Below are 15,617 nucleotides of genomic sequence, written 5' to 3'. Positions count from 1 at the left end.
CGGGTGCCGCGCCTGCTACTCGTATCCCTGCTCTTACTGACCGCCTGTTCCGCCGCCCCCGGCGGCGACGCGGCCGTCGGGAGGACGACCGTCGTGAAGACGGCCGTCGAAAAGGCGGCCCCCGCGAAAACCGCGGAGCTCGCGCCGAAGCCGGTCAGCGTGCCCTCCGGCGTCACGACCGGCTATGTCGTGTACGACCGGCTGCAGAAGAAGGTGACGGTCAGCCGCAACGTCCACAAGCGGTTCCGCTCGGCGTCGGTCGTGAAGCTGATGATCGCCATCGACCACCTGGAGCGGGTGAAGAAGCCGAACCTGGCCCTGCTCAAGCCGATGTTGCGGGTCAGCGACGACGACGCCGCGACGAAGTTGTGGTCGCTCGGCGGCCAGGGGAAGATCATCCAGCGGGTGGCGAAGAAGCTGAAGCTCACCGACTCGGGCCCGCCCCCGGCCGGCAAGCCCGGCTTCTGGGGCTACACCGCGATCAGCGCGCTCGACATCGCCAAGGTCTACAAGTACATCCTCGAACAGGCCTCCCCCGCCGTCCGGAACACGATCATGGGCCAGCTCCGTCAGGCCGGGCCGTGCGGCAGCGACGGCTTCGACCAGTACTTCGGCATCCCGCGCGGCGTCGCCAAGCCGTGGGCGGTCAAGCAGGGCTGGTCGGGCTACGGCTCGGTCCCGCCGGTCCGCTGCAAGGGCAACGGCGCGGCGGCCTCCTACCGGGCCCCGGCTCCCGTCGACTTCGCCAACGCCGTGTTGCACACCACCGGCGTCGTCGGCGCGGGCGACCGCTACATCGAGGTCATCCTGACCACCCAGACCTCCCGCTGGTCCGACTCCGTCACGAAGATCACCCGGCTGGCCCGGGACGTCCACCGGGCGGCCCTCGCTAGATGAGACTCGGACGACGGGTCGCGGAAGCGGCCGAGATCGCACTGGCGACCCGCAAATACGTGACGGTCGTCGACGTGCTGACGGGCCTGCGGTGGGTGCACCACCGCCACGTCGAGAGCTGGCGGCAGGGGCGGGCCGGCTCCCTGGAGGAACTCGCCGCCGTCGACGCCGCCCGCATGACCGACGCGGCGGCGCTGCTGGCCGAGTGGGCGGGCGACAAGGGCCTGATCGCCGGGGAGACCGCGTACGTCTCGGGCAGCCGCGACCGCTCGGCGCTGCGCTTCACCCGCGACGGCTCGGAGGAGCAGGAGCGCAGCTTCCACCGGCAGTGGATCAGCCCGGCGATGTCCGACGCGCGCCGCCGCCGCCTGACCGAGACCCAGAACCGCCCGCCCGACCTGCGGGTGCTGGTCCCCCAGGAGCCGTGGCGCTGCGCCGGCTGCCGCGACACCGGCCCCTACCTGATCATGGAAGACGCCTCCCCCTACTGCCTGACCTGCGCCGACATGGACCATCTGGTGATGCTCCCGGCCGGCAATGCGGCCCTCAGCCGCCGGGCCAAGAAGGAGAGCGGCCTGTCGGCCGTGGTCGTCGAGTACAACTCCCGGCGCAAGCGCTTCGAACGCCGCGGCGTCCTCATCGAGGAGGCCGCGCTCGCCCGCGCCGAAGACCTCTGCCTGGAGGACGAGGAACTGCGCGCCCGCCGCCGCGACCGCGACGCCGACCGCCGCGCCCACCAGGACGTCGAGTTCCAGGGCCGGATGGCGGCCGAGATCCGGCGGCTGTTCCCCGGCTGCCCCCGCGCCGACGAGATCGCCGCCCACGCGGCGGTGCGCGGCAGCGGCCGCGTGGGCCGCACGTCGGCGGCCAAGGTCCTCGACGAGTCGGTGATCACGCTGGCGGTGGTGGCGTCGGTCCGGCACAGGGACACGGCCTACGACGAACTGCTGATGAAGGGCGTGCCCCGGATGACGGCCCGCGCCCAGATCCGCGACCGCATCGACGCGGTCCTGGAGTCGTGGCGGGCCGCGCCGGTTTAGCGCCCGACCCGGTCCAGCGCCTGTTCGGCCTGCGCGGCCAGGGCGGCGACGAGGTCCTCGGCCGAGGGCAGGTCGCCGATCAGGTCGACCGCCTCGCCCGCCCAGACCGCCGGAGGCGCGGCGCCCCGGGCCATCTCGTCCCGGGCCGTCTGCCTCGTCTCTCCGGTGAGCTCGTCCTCTCGGCCGTGCCATCGGTCGATGTACGGGTGCGCGAGGCTCCGGCCGTCGTACTTCTCGGGCCAGTCGATGCCCTTGACGATGTCGAGCACGCTGCTGCGCGCCGTCTGGCCGCCGTGGCTCTCCACGATCGCCCGGGTGATCGCCGGGTCGACGATCGCCTCGGCGGTGGCCTGGAAGCGGGTGCCCAGCAGCGCCCCGGACGCGCCGAGCACCAGCGCGGCGGCCACCCCGCGCCCGTCGGCGATGCCCCCGGCGGCCAGCACCGGCGTGTCGCCCGCCAGGTCGGCCACCGCCGGCACGAAGGGGAACGTCGACCGGCCCCGCCGCGCGCCGTGACCGCCGCTCTCGGTGCCCTGGACGACGATGACGTCGGCCCCGGCGTCGAGGGCCTGGCGGGCCTCGGCCAGGTCGGTGACCTGGATCATCAGCAGCGCCCCGGCCCGCCTGATCGGCTGCAGGAACGGGGTGGGGTCGCCGAACGACAGCAGGACCGCGGCAGGGTTGTACTCCAGGGCGTACTCGACCCCGGCGACCTCGGCGGCCCAGCAGACGAAGCCGACGCCCCACGGCTCGCGGGTGCTGTGGGCGACGATCGGCAGCTCCCGCTCCAGCCAGTCGCGCGCGCCGAACCCGCCGCCCACCAACCCGAACCCGCCCCCGCGTGAGACGGCCGCCGCCAGCTCGCCACCGGCCGAGAAGGCCATCGGCGCGGACACGATCGGCTGCCGCACCCCGACCAACTGCGTGAAACTCGTCGTCAATGCCATGTGATCATCATGACCCGGGGTCATTCGGGGGCCGTGTAGCGCTCCTCGACCAGTTCTCTGATGCGCGTCCGGCCGGCGTCCACGCCGTCGTCCGACCGCTCGACCTCGGCGACGGCGGCGGCGAGTTCCTCGTCCTTGACGCACTCGGCCATCCAGCGCGAGTAGTCGCCCTGCCGGCGGTGGAACTGCCAGGTGTCCTCGTCGACGCCCTCGCCCAGCCGGAGGAACAGGTCGAGGTTGTCGGCCTTGAGATCGAGCCGGTCGCCGGGCCCGCGGAAGTAGAAGCTGGAGTCATCGCCCAGTGTGCCGGCGGCGTACTTCCGGATGTGGCGGCGGCGTTCGTTCCGCGACGGGGTCAGCCGCACCTGGACGGGATCCTCGCCCGGCCGCCAGAGCAGCAGTTCACCGGTCTCCAGTTCGTCCGGGACGCCGGGACGCTCGGCCCGGCTGAAGGCGTCCAGGACGCCCCCGGGCTCGGCCCCCACGGCGATGACGGCGGTGAACTCCCCCAGCACCGGCGCGCTGAGCGAATCGGGATGCACGGTGATGGCCAGCAGAGCCCCCAGCGCGGCCGTCGACTGCGGGTCGAAGCCGTCGGGCAGCAGGTGGTGCGCCTCGTCGATCACCAGCCAGTGCGGCCGCCCGGCCCGCCCCCACACGGCCCCGACCCGCATGACCAGCTCCTCGAAGTAACCGGGCCGGTCGTCGATGGGCACGCCGAGCAGGTTGACCACGACGCTCCTGGAGGCGTCACCGACGATCTGCAGCACCTCGTCGTGCGTAGGGGCACGCCGCGGGTCGCCGAGGACGACGGCGTCGCCGAGCCCTTCGGCGTAGTCGCCCTCGGGGTCGACGAGGCAGATCTGGTAGCCCGCCTCATGGATGCGCTCGACCAGCGCCGCCGCGACGGTCGACTTCCCGCTGTGCGAGGGCCCGGCGATCAGGATGCGCTCGCCGTGGGCCCTGACCGTGACGTCGTCGCCGAGCAGGATGTCGTGCCGGTCGAGCGGGACGTGCGCGAGGTCCTCGTCCACCATCAGCCGGACGAGTTCGGGCACGTCGCCGACGACCAGATCGCACCTCTCCTTCAGCGCGGGGAGCGCGCCGTCGACGGCGACCGCGCACTCGCAGACGGCGAGGAAGGCGTGGTCGTTCTCGGCGTCCCCCACCCCGGCGACGCTGTGCGCCGACAGCCCGAGCTCCGCGAGCGCGACGGCGAGCCCGGTCGCCTTGTTGACGCCGGGCGGCAGCACCATGACGGCGCCCTTGTTGAAGACGATCTGCAACTCCAGCCCGAGGTCCCGGATGACGTCGAGCACGGTGCCCTCGTGCGGCTGCCACGTGGCGACGACACCCTCGCCGACGTGCAGCGGCTCGACCCCGGCCGCACGCAGCCGCTCGACGAACGCGGTCGGCGGCGGCTCGGCGAGCAGCACCCGTTCCCGCTCCTCCGGCCGGTAGAGCAGCGCGCCGTTCTCGGCGACGACGCGGTCGAACAGGTCGAGGCGGGGGAAGACGTCGAGCAGGTCGTCGAGGTGACGTCCGGTCGCCAGGATCAGCCGCCGGCCCGAGCGGGCCAGCCGGTCGAGCGCCTCGACGACGCCGTCGTCGACGCGGCCGTCGGCGGCGAGGGTGCCGTCGTAGTCACATGCCAGTGCGTGAAAGCGCATGGACGTCGGCTGCCCCCGTCAACGTGCCTGAACCGCGTGGTACGTCACGGTATGTTGCCCAGGGATCATCTCATCGTCAGTGGAGGATCGGTCCGATGGTGGAGCAGCGGGATTTCTTCATCACGTACAACCACAAGGACGAGGCTTGGGCGACCTGGGTCGCCGAAACCCTGGAGAAGGCCGGCCACACGACCGTCATCCAGGCGTGGAACTTCCTGCCCGGAGACAACTTCATGGCGGCCATGGACGACGCCCTGTCGACCTGTCGCCGGACCCTGGGCGTGTTGTCCCCCCACTACCTGGCCTCCCTCTTCACCCGCGCCGAATGGACGGCGGCCTACCGCCAGACGCTGCTCGGCCGGCCGCGCTCGTTCATCCCGGTCAGGGTGGCCGAATGCGACCCGGGGCCGCTGCTCGGTCCGGTGGTCTACATCGACGTGGCGGGCGTGGACGAAGACGAGGCCCGCCGCCGGCTGCTCGCGGGCGTGGCCGATTCCGTGCCCCGAGAACGACGTGATCCGAGATTCCCCGGGAGCCCCCTTGCCTGACCCGGAGTACACCCGAGACTTCTTCATCCACCACGCCGACGACGACGTGGCCTGGGCGGAATGGATCGCGTGCGAACTGGAGAAGGCGGGATACGGGGTGATCCTGACCGCGTGGGACATCCGGCCGGGCCACAACCGCCTAGAAGAGATCGACAAGGCGCTGGCCACCAGCCGCCACACCCTCCACCTCCTGTCCTCCGAGCAGGACGCGGAAGCGCTCGTGCGCACGGCGGCTCAGCACCAGGGACTGGCGGGCAAGGAACGGGCCCTGATACCCATCCGGCTGCGCGACGGTGATGTGGCGGGGTCCGTCGCCGCGCTGCAGCCGATCGACCTCTGCGACGTCGACGAGAACGAGGCCCGGCGACGGCTGCTCGGCGGCGTGGAAAGTCAGGTGGAACGGGTCGCACGGGCCGGCTTTCCCAACAAGTCGGCGAAGCCGGTGCGTTTTCCCGGTGCGGAGCAGGAGGTGTGGGAACTCCGGGGGCATCGCTCCGACCCGCGTTTCACCGGGCGCGACGAACTCCTCGCGGATCTGCATCGGGACCTGAGGGCGTCGGCCATCCAGGCGATCACCGGGTTGGGCGGGCTGGGGAAGACCCAGGTGGCCATCGAATACGCGTTCCGGCATGGCGGGTCTTATGACCTGGTCTGGTGGATCCGCGCCGAAGACCCGGCCACGCTGCGGGGCGACTACGTCGAGCTGGCGAAGGAACTGGGCCTGCCGTTCGACACCGACGACCAGGCCATCGCGGCCCTGCGCCAATCGCTGCGGGGGCGGAAGAACTGGTTATTGATCTTCGACAACGCCGAGGACCCGAAGGAACTGCTTCCACTCCTTCCGGACAAGTTGACCGGCCATGTGCTCATAACTTCCCGAAGGCCGGAGTGGCCTCATGCGCAGGCGCGACACCTCGACGTGGTGACCGTTCCCGCAGCGGTGGAGTATCTGAGGCAGTGGGGCCGGGTGTCCGACCCGGACACCGCGGCGGAGCTGGCGGAGGCTCTGGGGTGTCTTCCGCTGGCCTTGGCTCAGGCGGCGAGTGTCATCGCCGACGGGATGTCGGCTGCCGAATACCTCGACCACCTCCGCAAGGAGTCACCGGCCCTCTTCGCGGCGGGCAATCACCAAGAGACGATCGCTTCGACGTGGCGGGTGTCCTTCGACCGCCTGGCAGATCGCTCACCGGCCGCCGTAGCTCTCTTCCGCCTTGCCGCCTTCCTCGGGGCAGAAGCGATCCCGCTCGACCAACTCGTCCCAGTAGGGGGCATGCCTGCCGAGTTGACGGAGGTACTGGAGGATCCGTTCAAGCGACTCGCGGCGACGAAGGCTCTCGGCGAATACTCCCTGGCCAAGACCGGCGACGGCCTGATGTCTATACATCGGATGGTGCAAGCCGTCACCCGAACCGAACTCGGTGCCGACCAACCACGCTGGGCGGAAATCGCCCTCGACGCGATGAACACCATGTTCCCCAGCGAGGTCGGCATCCCTGCTTCCTGGCCTGCCTGCGAGACGATGCTCGCCCACGCGCTCGCCAGTGCCGGGCACGCTCAGCGGTTCGAAGCCGATATCACTAAAACAAGTGACCTGCTGGATCGGATCGCCCGCTATCTCCTCGCTCGCGGGCGACTGGAGCGTGCGGCATCGGTCGTCGAGGATGCTCTGACCTCGGCCAGGCGGCTTCCCGACTATCTTCGCTGCCGTAACACGCAAGGTCTGATCCTGCTGGCCCGAGGCGACGTTCACGGGGCGCGGCAAGCGCAAGAAGAAGTCTATCGAGCCAGGATTGAGCAGCTCGGGGCGCATGATGTGGACACCCTGCGAGCCGGCCGCGATTTCGTCGAGGCGCTCTATCTGCAAGGCCACTGGGCACAGGCCACCGAAGTGCAGAACGAACTTGTCGACGCCTTCACTGCGATACTCGGAGAAGAGGACCTGGAAACCGTCACTGCCGTGGCCTATCAGGGGACGCTAATACGTGCGGCCGGGCTATACCGAAAGACCCGCGCTCTGGAAGAACGTGTTGTGGAGACACGCTGCCGACTCCTCGGCGACGAACACCCCGACACCCTCAACGCGAACGCCAACCTTGCCGCCACGCTCCTCGCATTGGGCGAATTCGGCGAAGCCCGCACCATCCAAGAACACGTCCTCACCGCCCGCAAACGCATCCTCGGCGAGGAACACCACCACACCCTCATCGCCAAGGCCGATCTCGCCATCACCCTCCGCGCATTGGGCGAGTTGCACGAAGCCCGCACCATGGAAGAAGACGTCCTCACCACCCGCAAACGCATCCTCGGCGACGAACACCCCGACACCCTCAACGCGAACGCCAACCTCGCCTCCGCCCTCCGCGCATTGGGCGAGTTCCGCGAAGCCCGCACCATGCAAGAACACGTCCTCGCCGCAAGTCAGCGCATCCTCGGCGACCAACACCCCTTAACTATCAACGCAAACGGCCACCTCGCCGCCACCCTCCGCGCATTGGGCGAATTCCGCGAAGCCCGCACCATCGAAGAACAGGTCCTCACCGCCTGCAAGCGCATCCTCGGCGACGAACACCCCGACACCCTCAACGCGAACGCCCACCTCGCCGCCACCCTCCGCGCATTGGGCGAATTCCGCGAAGCCCGCACCATCGAAGAACAGGTCCTCACCGCCCGCAAACGCATCCTCGGCGACGAACACCCCCACACCATCAGCGCAAACAGCCAACTCGCCGCCACCCTCCGCGCATTGGGCGAATTCGGCGAAGCCCGCACCATCCAAGAACACGTCCTCACCGCCCGCAAACGCATCCTCGGCGACGAACACCCCGACACCCTCAACGCGATTGTCAACCTCGCCTCCACCCTCAATGCTCTGGAAGAGACGGCTGATGCCCGCTTGCTGCTTCGAGAGGCCCTGGAGATCAGCCTGCGCGCCCACGGCAAGAAGAACCCGCTGACGTCGAAGATGGCGATGGAGTTGGCCTCCGTCTTCTCCTCACCTCATGAAGCGAACGCGCAGAAGGCGATCATCCTTCAGTACTTGTCCTGGTTGTCCAAAGAACCGCCGAGCAATCTGAGCGGAGAACAGAAGGGCATCAAGGAGCGCATCAAAGCTTTCCTGTTCGGCGGAGGAAAGGCGGGCAAGCGTCGTCCGCCGAAAGGAAAGAAGTAGGGCGCGTTCGGGGGTGCCGTCAGGAGAGTTTCAGGTTCGTCCGGCTTGCGCCGATCGGGGTGAAGGTGAAGGTGTCGCCGAACCTGCCGGTGCCGCAGCGGGCCGCCAACAGGGCCGGTTCCTCATACATGGCCCATTCGCCTGCGGGGCCGCGTCCGTTCCAGAAGTGGAAGAAGACCATGGGGTCGGCAACGTCTTCGGAGCAATAGCCGAGGGTCTTCCCGAAACGGGAATTGCTTCCGCCGATGAACACCGAAGGCACGCCGAACCTGTCCCGCACCTCGGTGAACGTCCGGTCGCCGTCGCACACGACCGCCAGGTCGTCGCGCATCGACGCGTACTCGTCGGCGGTCAGCGACCGATCCGTCCGCAACCACCCCTGGGATCTCGCGAACTCCGCGTAGACCGAGGCCACCGCGTGCTCATCCGCGGGCTCTCCGTCAGGGATGCCGAAGACGTACCTGATCGCTCCCTGCACGCCGGTCGGCGCGAAGGCCCCCCGCTCGCGCATCGCTTCGATCTCCGCTTTCCACACGTCCTCCCGGCCTTCCACGTAGGCGTAGTGGTCGAACAAGACGTGGAGGGCGATCTCGTTGCCGTACAGGCCGGGTCGGCGCAGCGCGTCGTTGAGCTGGGCGACGAGGTAGCCGCGGATCTCTTCGGCCGAGCGCGGGGTCATCGGTCCTTCAGGGAGGTGATCGCGCCGCCGAGGCGGTCGGCCAGGTGGGTGATGGCGGAGACCGTTCGGGTGGTCGGGTCGTCGTCTTCGCCGCCCATCGCCCGGGCTCGCCGGTAGGCCGCCTTGACCTCTTCCCACCGCACCTTCTGCGGGTCGGTCAGCATCCCGCGCAACTCCGCCAGCTTCAGCAGGTTCGCCTCCGCGCCGGAGGTGAGGGTCTGCGCCTCGCCCAGGTAGTGGTCGTCGATGATGGCTTCCAGTTCGGCGTCGGTCAGCACCGGCACCACCCGCTGCGCGAGCTTGTTCATGTTCCGGTACGACCCCTGCAGCAGGAACGGAGGTTCGGTCCGGCTGGCGTCGGATTGGGCGGCGGACGCGATGTAGGCCCGGTTGTTGGCCAGCACCACCTCCTGCAGCCGCAGCATCTTCCGCAACACGCTGAGGATCTGGTCGAGCTCGACCGTGCTGTAGGGGTGCGCGAGCTGGTCGGCGCTGCCCTCCCCGCGGGCCAGCCGCACCAGCTTCTCGACCTCTCCGTGGTCGGAGACGGGAGCCAGCACGGAGTTGGCGGTGAGCGCGTTCTCGATGTAGCTCAGCGCGAACAGGTCGTCCTTCCCGCTCAGCACCTCACCGAGGTTCCACACGTCGGCCCGGTTGGCCAGCATGTCGGGCACCCGGAACACCTGGCCCGACTCGGTGTAGGGGTTGCCGGCCATGCAGACCGCGAAGCGTTTCCCGCGCAGGTCGTAGGTGCGCGCCGTCCCGTTCCACACGCCTTCCATCCGCCGCTGCGCGTCGCACAGGGAGATGAACTTCTGCAGCAGTTCGGGCGAGGTGTGCTGGATGTCGTCCAGGTAGAGCAGCACGTTGCTGCCCATCTCCAGCGCGAACGAGATCTTCTCGACCTCCGACCGGGAGGTCGCGTCGGGCGCGTCGGCGGGGTCGACCGAGGTCACCTCGTGTCCGAGGGCGGGGCCGTTGACCTTGACGAACACCAGGCCGAGGCGGCTGGCGACGTACTCCATCAGGGTCGTCTTCCCATAGCCGGGCGGGGAGATGAGCAGCAGCAATCCCATCCCGTGGTCGAGCTGCTTGGCCAGGTTGTCGCCGATCAGCGGCAGGTAGACCTGGTCGATCAACCCGTTGCGGACGAAGGAGTCCATGACCTTGGGCCGGTATTCGTCCAGGCGCAGGCGCTTCTTCTCGCCGGCCACCAGTTCGGCGCGTCTGCGCTGGTAGTCCCGGTACGCCGGCACCCGCTCCGACCGGAAGATCCGCGTCCTGGCGAGGAACTCGTCGAGGCGCAGCGGCAGGGAGCGGCCCTGGATGCGCGGGTGGGCGCCCAGGAGACCCTCGACGACCCCGTCGAGCGTCGCGGCGGAGTCGTAGCGGGGCAGGTCGCACAACAACAACGCCACGACCTCGGGTGAGACGTCGCCCTTGCCGAAGGCGGCCAGCCAGGCCCGGGCGAGCTGGATGCGGGCGGGCAGGTCGAGGGTCGCCAGTTCGGCGGTGAAGGCGGTGAAACGTTCGGGGCCGAGGGCCGTGGTGAAGGCGTCCAGGAACGAGCGGGCCGCCGTCGAGGTGACGAAGCCCGCGGGTGCGGAGGCCAGCTCCTCGACCAGGTAGTCGGCGGCCAGGGAGGCGGGGCCTTCGAGGCAGCCATGGGCCTCGATCGCCGACGCCAGTTCGGCCGCCAGTGCGTCGAGGGCCTCCGGACCGCCGCCGAACAACTCCCGGGCCCGGGTGAGGGACTGGGCCCTGACCTCCCAGGCCGGCGACGGGTTTCCGTGCGCCCAGAAGAACTGCGCGGTCGCGCGGGCCGAGGGCAGGTGACGCAGCAGGCCGGCCGAGGCGTGCAGGCGGGTGACGACGTCGAGGATGCGCACGGTGTCGTGGTCGTGCACACCCCGCTCGTAGCCCTCGTCGTAGCGCGACTCGGCGGCCCGGCGGACCGCCTCGGCCACGTCGCCTTCGACCGGGAACAACGACGCCGCCAGGTATTCGGCCCGGTAGACCTCCGTCGTCTCCGAGACGAGCAGCTGGTCCCAGAAGTGCCGGGTGTCGGTGAAGCCCGTCACGGGGGCGCGGTAGTCGGTGCCGGTGACGGCGTACGACAACGCGCCGTCGTGGGGCACCAGGGTCAGGTCGAGGGGCTGGGTGTTGACGGCGAAGCGGTGGCGGCCGAGCTTCACGGTGTCGCCGTCGAACAGGTCGGTGCGGTCCTTCAGGGCGCGGCCGGCCTCCTGGCGGGCGGCGCGCACCCGGCCGTCGAGTTCGTCGGCGCGGACCGGGTCGCCGAGGTCCCGCAGGTCGGCCGAGACCGCGCGCAGCTTGGCGACCATGGGGTCGGCGGCGAAGTAGGCGTTCACCTCGTCGAGGGTCGCCAGGGTGGAGGAGCGGCGGCGGACCGTGCCGAGGATGCGGTCGGCCGAGTCGGCGAGCCGGTCGGCGCGCCGGGCCCGGTCGTCGAGGAGGGTCTGCTTGCGGGCCGAGAACGCCTCGTAGACCTCCTCGCGTTTGCGTTCGAGCTGGCCGAGGAAGTCGTCGAACTCGCCGAAGCGGGACTCCAGGCCCTCGATCTGGAGCAGCAGCCGGCCGAGGCGCTCGTCGCACTTCTCGGGCGAGTCGGCGCCGGTCAGCCCGGCCGTCACGGCCTGGCCGAGGAGGCCGAACTCGGCGGCGAACTCGGCCCGGCCCTCGGCGGCGAGCAGTTCGCGCCGTCGTGCGTCGAGGGTGGCGCGCACGCGGTTGATCTCGGCGAGGACCGCGCCGACCTTCTCCAGGATGACGGTGCGGGCGGTCGCCTCGACCTCCAGCGTGCCGACCACCTCGATCAGCGCCTCCAGGCCGTCCGACTGGGCGGCCAGCCGCTCCGCCACCGGGGCCGCGTGGGCCACGGTCGTGATCGCCTCGGCCTCCTCCGCGAGGGCGGCGACCGTGACGTGGAAGTCGGCGAACGCGTCGTCGCGTTGCAGGTCGGCGACCACCTGGGCGGCGGTCTCGGTCACCTGCTGCTCGACGGCCGAGGCGAGGGCGTCGAGGGCCGGGAGGTCGGCGTACCGGCGTTCGCGCAGGGTCACCAGGTGGCCCTGGGCGCGGCGCAGTTCGGCCAGGCGGGTCACGCCGGTCGAGCGGATCGCGGCGAGGCGCTCGCGCGCCTCGGCCACCGCCTTGGCGGCGTCCTCGGTGAGACGCTGGACGTTCTCGAACTCGTCGAGCACCTGCTCGGCGGTGCCCCGCAGGGCCGCCAGCGGCTCGGCGAGGGCGTGTTCGCCGAGCCAGTGGTAGGCGTCGGAGATGCGGTCGCAGGCGGCGATCAGCGCCTCGAAGACGGCCTGCGCGGGGGCCATCTCGTCGACCATGCGGGCCACCGACAGGCAGTCGGAGACACCTCTGACCAGCTCGCCGTTGCCGATGCGCTCCAGCGGGCCGGTGCCGGCCGGGGCGGCCGGCTCGACCGCGAACGGGGTGTCCCACACCTGCATGGGGTGGACGCGCGACGGCTCGTCGGAGGTCGCCCGGAACACCACCAGCGTGCCGTCGTCGAACAACGAGTAGCCGTGGCAGGGCAGCGGGTTGGCGACCTCCTTGCGGATCACGTTGTACGGAAGCAGGAGGTAACGCCCCTCCTCCCGCGCGTGGAAGACGTAGAGCACGTCCTCCTCGCTCCGGATCACCCGCTCGAACTCCAGCGCGGCCACGTCGGTCTCGAACGTCTTGGCCACGCCGGTCGTCAGGTAGTAGCCGCCGGGGAAGATGACGCCCTGGTCTTCCGGGAGCCGCTGGCAGGCCTGGCCGATCCCGTCGAGCCTGGTCACGCTCTTGGTCCGGGTGTTGAAGACCAGGTGACGCCAGTCGGTCTCCTTGTAGGGCCGGATCTTCAGCAGGATCAGCGGCCCGACCCGCGCGTGGAACACGTCGGCGTCGGCGAGGCTCTGCAGCCGCTCGGTGACCGGCTCGGAGTAGACGCCCTCGCCCGACTCGGTGTTGTTCTCGACCTTGATGGTGAGGTCGCCGCCGACGGTCTCGACGAACAGCTCGCCGCCGATGGAGATGTGCGGGTGCCGTCCGAGCACGTGGTCGTCGCGGGTCGTCTCGATCCACTCGAAGTCGTGGGAGGGCGGCAGCACGTGGTCGCGCTCGCCCCGCGAGTCGAGGTAGGTCAGCGCGCCGTCGGCGGTCATCGTCCACCGCAGCACCCGGACGTCCTGCGGCCCGGTCTGGAAGATCGCCAGGAGCTTGCCCTCGATCTTCCGCAGCTGCAGCAGCCGGGTGTCCTTGTAGTAGCGGTAGAGCTCGCCGAAGTCCTTCTCGAAGGCCGGGTCGCCGAACACGCTCCCGGAGCCCGAGAAGGTGAACGCGTCGCCGTCGCGCGAGAAGTGGTGGAAGGAGAAGACGTCGGAGACGCTGGTCTGCGGCCGCAGGCCGATGAACACGTTGTAGCCGAAGATCATGGTGTCGCCGGCGGAGACCACGTCCCGGGGCACGCAGTTGTTCTCGGTACGGATGCGCTCGGTCCCCACCAGCCGCATCTCCGAGCCGCCGAACACCGCGAGGCGCCGGGTGTTGAGCTCCTCGGCCCGGCCGGCCAGCTCCTTGGCCTGTTCGGCCAGCCGGGCGCGGAGGATCTCGTAGGTGCCGGCGTCGAGTGCCGTCACTTCTCGACCGGGGTGATCGCCGGGGCGGCCCCGTTCTTCATCAGGGTGGCGAGGAACGCCGACACGGTCATGTCGCGCACGGCGCCCGAGTCGACCCCGGACACGATCTTGGCGACGTCGGCGCTGAGGCTGGCGTCGCCGTTCAGGTAGGGCTCGGCGAGGGTGCGGGCCACCTCGGAGTTGTCGACGAAGCCGTCGATGCTCTTGCCCATGGTCACCGCGCCGACGAGCTTGTCGAAGAAGACGCTGTCGCCGCCGACGATGTCGATGTTGGCCTTCGACAGGCCGGCCGACAGCACCTCGGCCTGCGCCTCGGCGACCCTGCGGTGCACCTCGACCCCGGCCAGGCGGATCTCCTTCTCGGCCTCCAGCCGCAGGCGGTACTCCTCGTGGACGCGGCTCGCGTCGGACATCGCGGCCAGCGCGGCGGCCTTCTCGGTGAGACCCTCGGCCTCGGCCTTCAGCTTCTCCCCGACCATCATCGCGGCGGCCACGGCCTTGGCCTGCTCGCCGTCGGCCTCGGCCTTCAGCCGCTCGCGGGTGCCCTCGGCGGACGCCAGGGCCTTCTCGCGCTCGACGATCGCCTCGGCCTTGCCGACCTTCTCGATCGCGGCGGCGGCGCGCTCCTTGACCTGCACCTCGGCCAGCCCGGTCGCGGCGGCCTCGGCCTGCACGCCCTCGGCGAGCCGGATCTTGGCGCGGGCGTCGAGCTCGGCGGCCTGCTGGCGCGACTCGGCCAGCACCAGCGCCTCGCGCGCCTTGAACTTGGACGCGGCCTCGGCGGCCTCGGCGGCCTTGATGTCCTTGACCAGGTTCTCCTGCGCCTCGGCCTCGGCGGCGATGATGACCGACTGGCGGGTGCGCTCGGCCTCCTCGATGACCCGCAGGCGCTTGATCTGCTCCTCCTGCTCGGCCACCGTCTTCTCGACCGCGATGCGCTCGCGCATGACCTCGGCGATCGAGCGCTTCTCGACCTCGAGCTCCTTCTCCTTGGCGATGCGCGACAACTCGGTCTCCCGCTCGCGGGCGATGACCTCCAGCAGCCGGTCCTTCTCGATGCGCTCGCTCTCGATGGCGATCACGCGCTCGCGGTTCTTCTCGGCGACGGCCACCTCGCGGGCCTTGTTCTCGCTCTGGACGCCGATCTGCTCGTCGGTCCTGATGGACGCGGCCTCGGCCTTGAGGCGCTCCTCGGCGCGGACCCGGGAGATCTCGGCCTCCTCGCGGGCCCGCATGGTCTCGACCTCGCGCTTCTGCTTGATCTCGGCGTCGGCCTGGCGGCGCTCCAGTTCGAGGATGGCCTCCCGGGCGTCGACGTTCTGCCGGGTGATCTCCTTCTCCTCGTTGCGCTGGAACTCGTTGGTCCGCACGTGCTCGATCGCCGTCAGCTCGGTGATCTTGCGGATGCCCTGGGCGTCGAGGATGTTGGCCGGGTCGAGCTTGGACAGCGGGGTCTGCTCCAGGTAGTCGATGGCCGCGTCCTCCAGCGAGTAGCCGTTGAGGTCGGTGCCGATGACGCGGATGATCTGGTCGCGGAACTCGTCGCGCTGGGTGTAGAGGTCGACGAAGTCGAGCTGCTTGCCGACGGTCTTGAGCGCCTCGGAGAACTTGGCGTTGAACAGGGCCTGGAGGGTCGACTCGTCGCTGGCGCGGGCGGTGCCGATCGCCTGGGCGACCTTCACGACGTCCTCGGCGGTCTTGTTGACCCGCACGAAGAAGGTGATCTTGATGTCGGCGCGGATGTTGTCACGGCAGATCAGGCCCTCGTGGCCCGAGCGCTCGATCTCGATCGTCTTCACCGAGATGTCCATGAACTCGGCCTTGTGCAGCACCGGTAAGACCACGGCGCCGGTGAAGGTGACGTCGACCCGGCGCACCTTCGACACGATCAGGGCCTTGCCCTGCTCGACCTTGCGGAACAGCCGGCTGACCACGATCACCAGCGCGATGACGACGATCAGCACGACCGCGATGAATATGCCGGCTCCCGCCGAGATGACGTCCATGAA

The 15,617-nt window shown here is 69.9% G+C and carries 9 protein-coding genes; 4 read left to right on the top strand and 5 right to left on the bottom strand.

From position 1 onward, the window contains the following. Positions 1 to 3: 3 nt before the first annotated feature. Positions 4 to 897 (top strand): serine hydrolase, encoded by an 894-nt coding sequence (locus AW271_RS11360; RefSeq protein ID WP_157554027.1) that lies wholly within the window; start codon positions 4 to 6, stop codon positions 895 to 897. Next, complete coding sequence (locus tag AW271_RS11355) at positions 894 to 1,934, top strand: DUF2293 domain-containing protein (protein ID WP_062335679.1); 1,041 nt, start codon at positions 894 to 896, stop codon at positions 1,932 to 1,934. The genes AW271_RS11360 and AW271_RS11355 overlap by 4 nt, the downstream gene beginning before the upstream one ends. Here AW271_RS11355 and AW271_RS11350 read toward each other — a convergent pair. Further along, on the bottom strand, positions 1,931 to 2,881 hold the full coding sequence (locus AW271_RS11350) for a nitronate monooxygenase (RefSeq protein ID WP_062335677.1): 951 nt from the start codon (positions 2,879 to 2,881) through the stop codon (positions 1,931 to 1,933). The two genes, AW271_RS11355 and AW271_RS11350, sit on opposite strands and share 4 nt — an antisense overlap. Before the next feature lie 20 nt (positions 2,882 to 2,901). Further along, entirely contained in the window at positions 2,902 to 4,551 is a 1,650-nt protein-coding gene (locus AW271_RS11345; RefSeq protein ID WP_062335675.1) for an HAD family hydrolase, read from the bottom strand. A gap of 95 nt (positions 4,552 to 4,646) precedes the next feature. Between AW271_RS11345 and AW271_RS40645 the strand changes: the two genes are divergently transcribed. Both AW271_RS40645 and fxsT read left to right on the top strand, forming a co-directional pair. Then, positions 4,647 to 5,099, top strand: a complete 453-nt coding sequence (locus tag AW271_RS40645) for a toll/interleukin-1 receptor domain-containing protein (RefSeq protein WP_169806316.1) — start codon at positions 4,647 to 4,649, stop codon at positions 5,097 to 5,099. Further along, positions 5,092 to 8,268, top strand: coding sequence for an FxSxx-COOH system tetratricopeptide repeat protein (gene fxsT / locus AW271_RS11335; RefSeq protein WP_062335673.1), 3,177 nt, complete (start codon positions 5,092 to 5,094; stop codon positions 8,266 to 8,268). Before AW271_RS40645 ends, fxsT begins: the two co-directional genes overlap by 8 nt. 19 nt (positions 8,269 to 8,287) lie before the next feature. On the opposite strand, the gene AW271_RS11330 is transcribed toward fxsT, so the two are convergent. Genes AW271_RS11330 through AW271_RS11320 form a run of 3 tightly spaced genes read right to left on the bottom strand, consistent with a single transcriptional unit; the run spans position 8,288 to position 15,614 of the window. Beyond that, positions 8,288 to 8,947 (bottom strand): hypothetical protein, encoded by a 660-nt coding sequence (locus tag AW271_RS11330; RefSeq protein ID WP_062335671.1) that lies wholly within the window; start codon positions 8,945 to 8,947, stop codon positions 8,288 to 8,290. Next, positions 8,944 to 13,608, bottom strand: a complete 4,665-nt coding sequence (locus AW271_RS11325) for a DNA repair ATPase (RefSeq protein WP_062335669.1) — start codon at positions 13,606 to 13,608, stop codon at positions 8,944 to 8,946. The genes AW271_RS11330 and AW271_RS11325 overlap by 4 nt, the downstream gene beginning before the upstream one ends. Further along, positions 13,605 to 15,614, bottom strand: coding sequence for a flotillin family protein (locus AW271_RS11320; RefSeq protein ID WP_062335666.1), 2,010 nt, complete (start codon positions 15,612 to 15,614; stop codon positions 13,605 to 13,607). Before AW271_RS11320 ends, AW271_RS11325 begins: the two co-directional genes overlap by 4 nt. Positions 15,615 to 15,617: the final 3 nt, after the last annotated feature.

Origin of the sequence: Herbidospora sakaeratensis, from assembly GCF_001570525.1 — a bacterium.
Classification (GTDB): Bacteria; Actinomycetota; Actinomycetes; order Streptosporangiales; family Streptosporangiaceae; genus Herbidospora; species Herbidospora sakaeratensis.
This window is presented reverse-complemented; position numbering and strand designations above follow the sequence as displayed.

Bases quoted from the DNA above. Each gene is read 5' to 3' on its own strand.
- AW271_RS11345 (WP_062335675.1), bottom strand. From the start codon at position 4,551: ATGCGCTTTCACGCACTGGCATGTGACTACGACGGCACCCTCGCCGCC.
- AW271_RS11330 (WP_062335671.1), bottom strand. From the start codon at position 8,947: ATGACCCCGCGCTCGGCCGAAGAGATCCGCGGCTACCTCGTCGCCCAG.
- AW271_RS11320 (WP_062335666.1), bottom strand. From the start codon at position 15,614: ATGGACGTCATCTCGGCGGGAGCCGGCATATTCATCGCGGTCGTGCTG.
- AW271_RS11355 (WP_062335679.1), top strand. From the start codon at position 894: ATGAGACTCGGACGACGGGTCGCGGAAGCGGCCGAGATCGCACTGGCG.
- AW271_RS11350 (WP_062335677.1), bottom strand. From the start codon at position 2,881: ATGGCATTGACGACGAGTTTCACGCAGTTGGTCGGGGTGCGGCAGCCG.
- AW271_RS40645 (WP_169806316.1), top strand. From the start codon at position 4,647: ATGGTGGAGCAGCGGGATTTCTTCATCACGTACAACCACAAGGACGAG.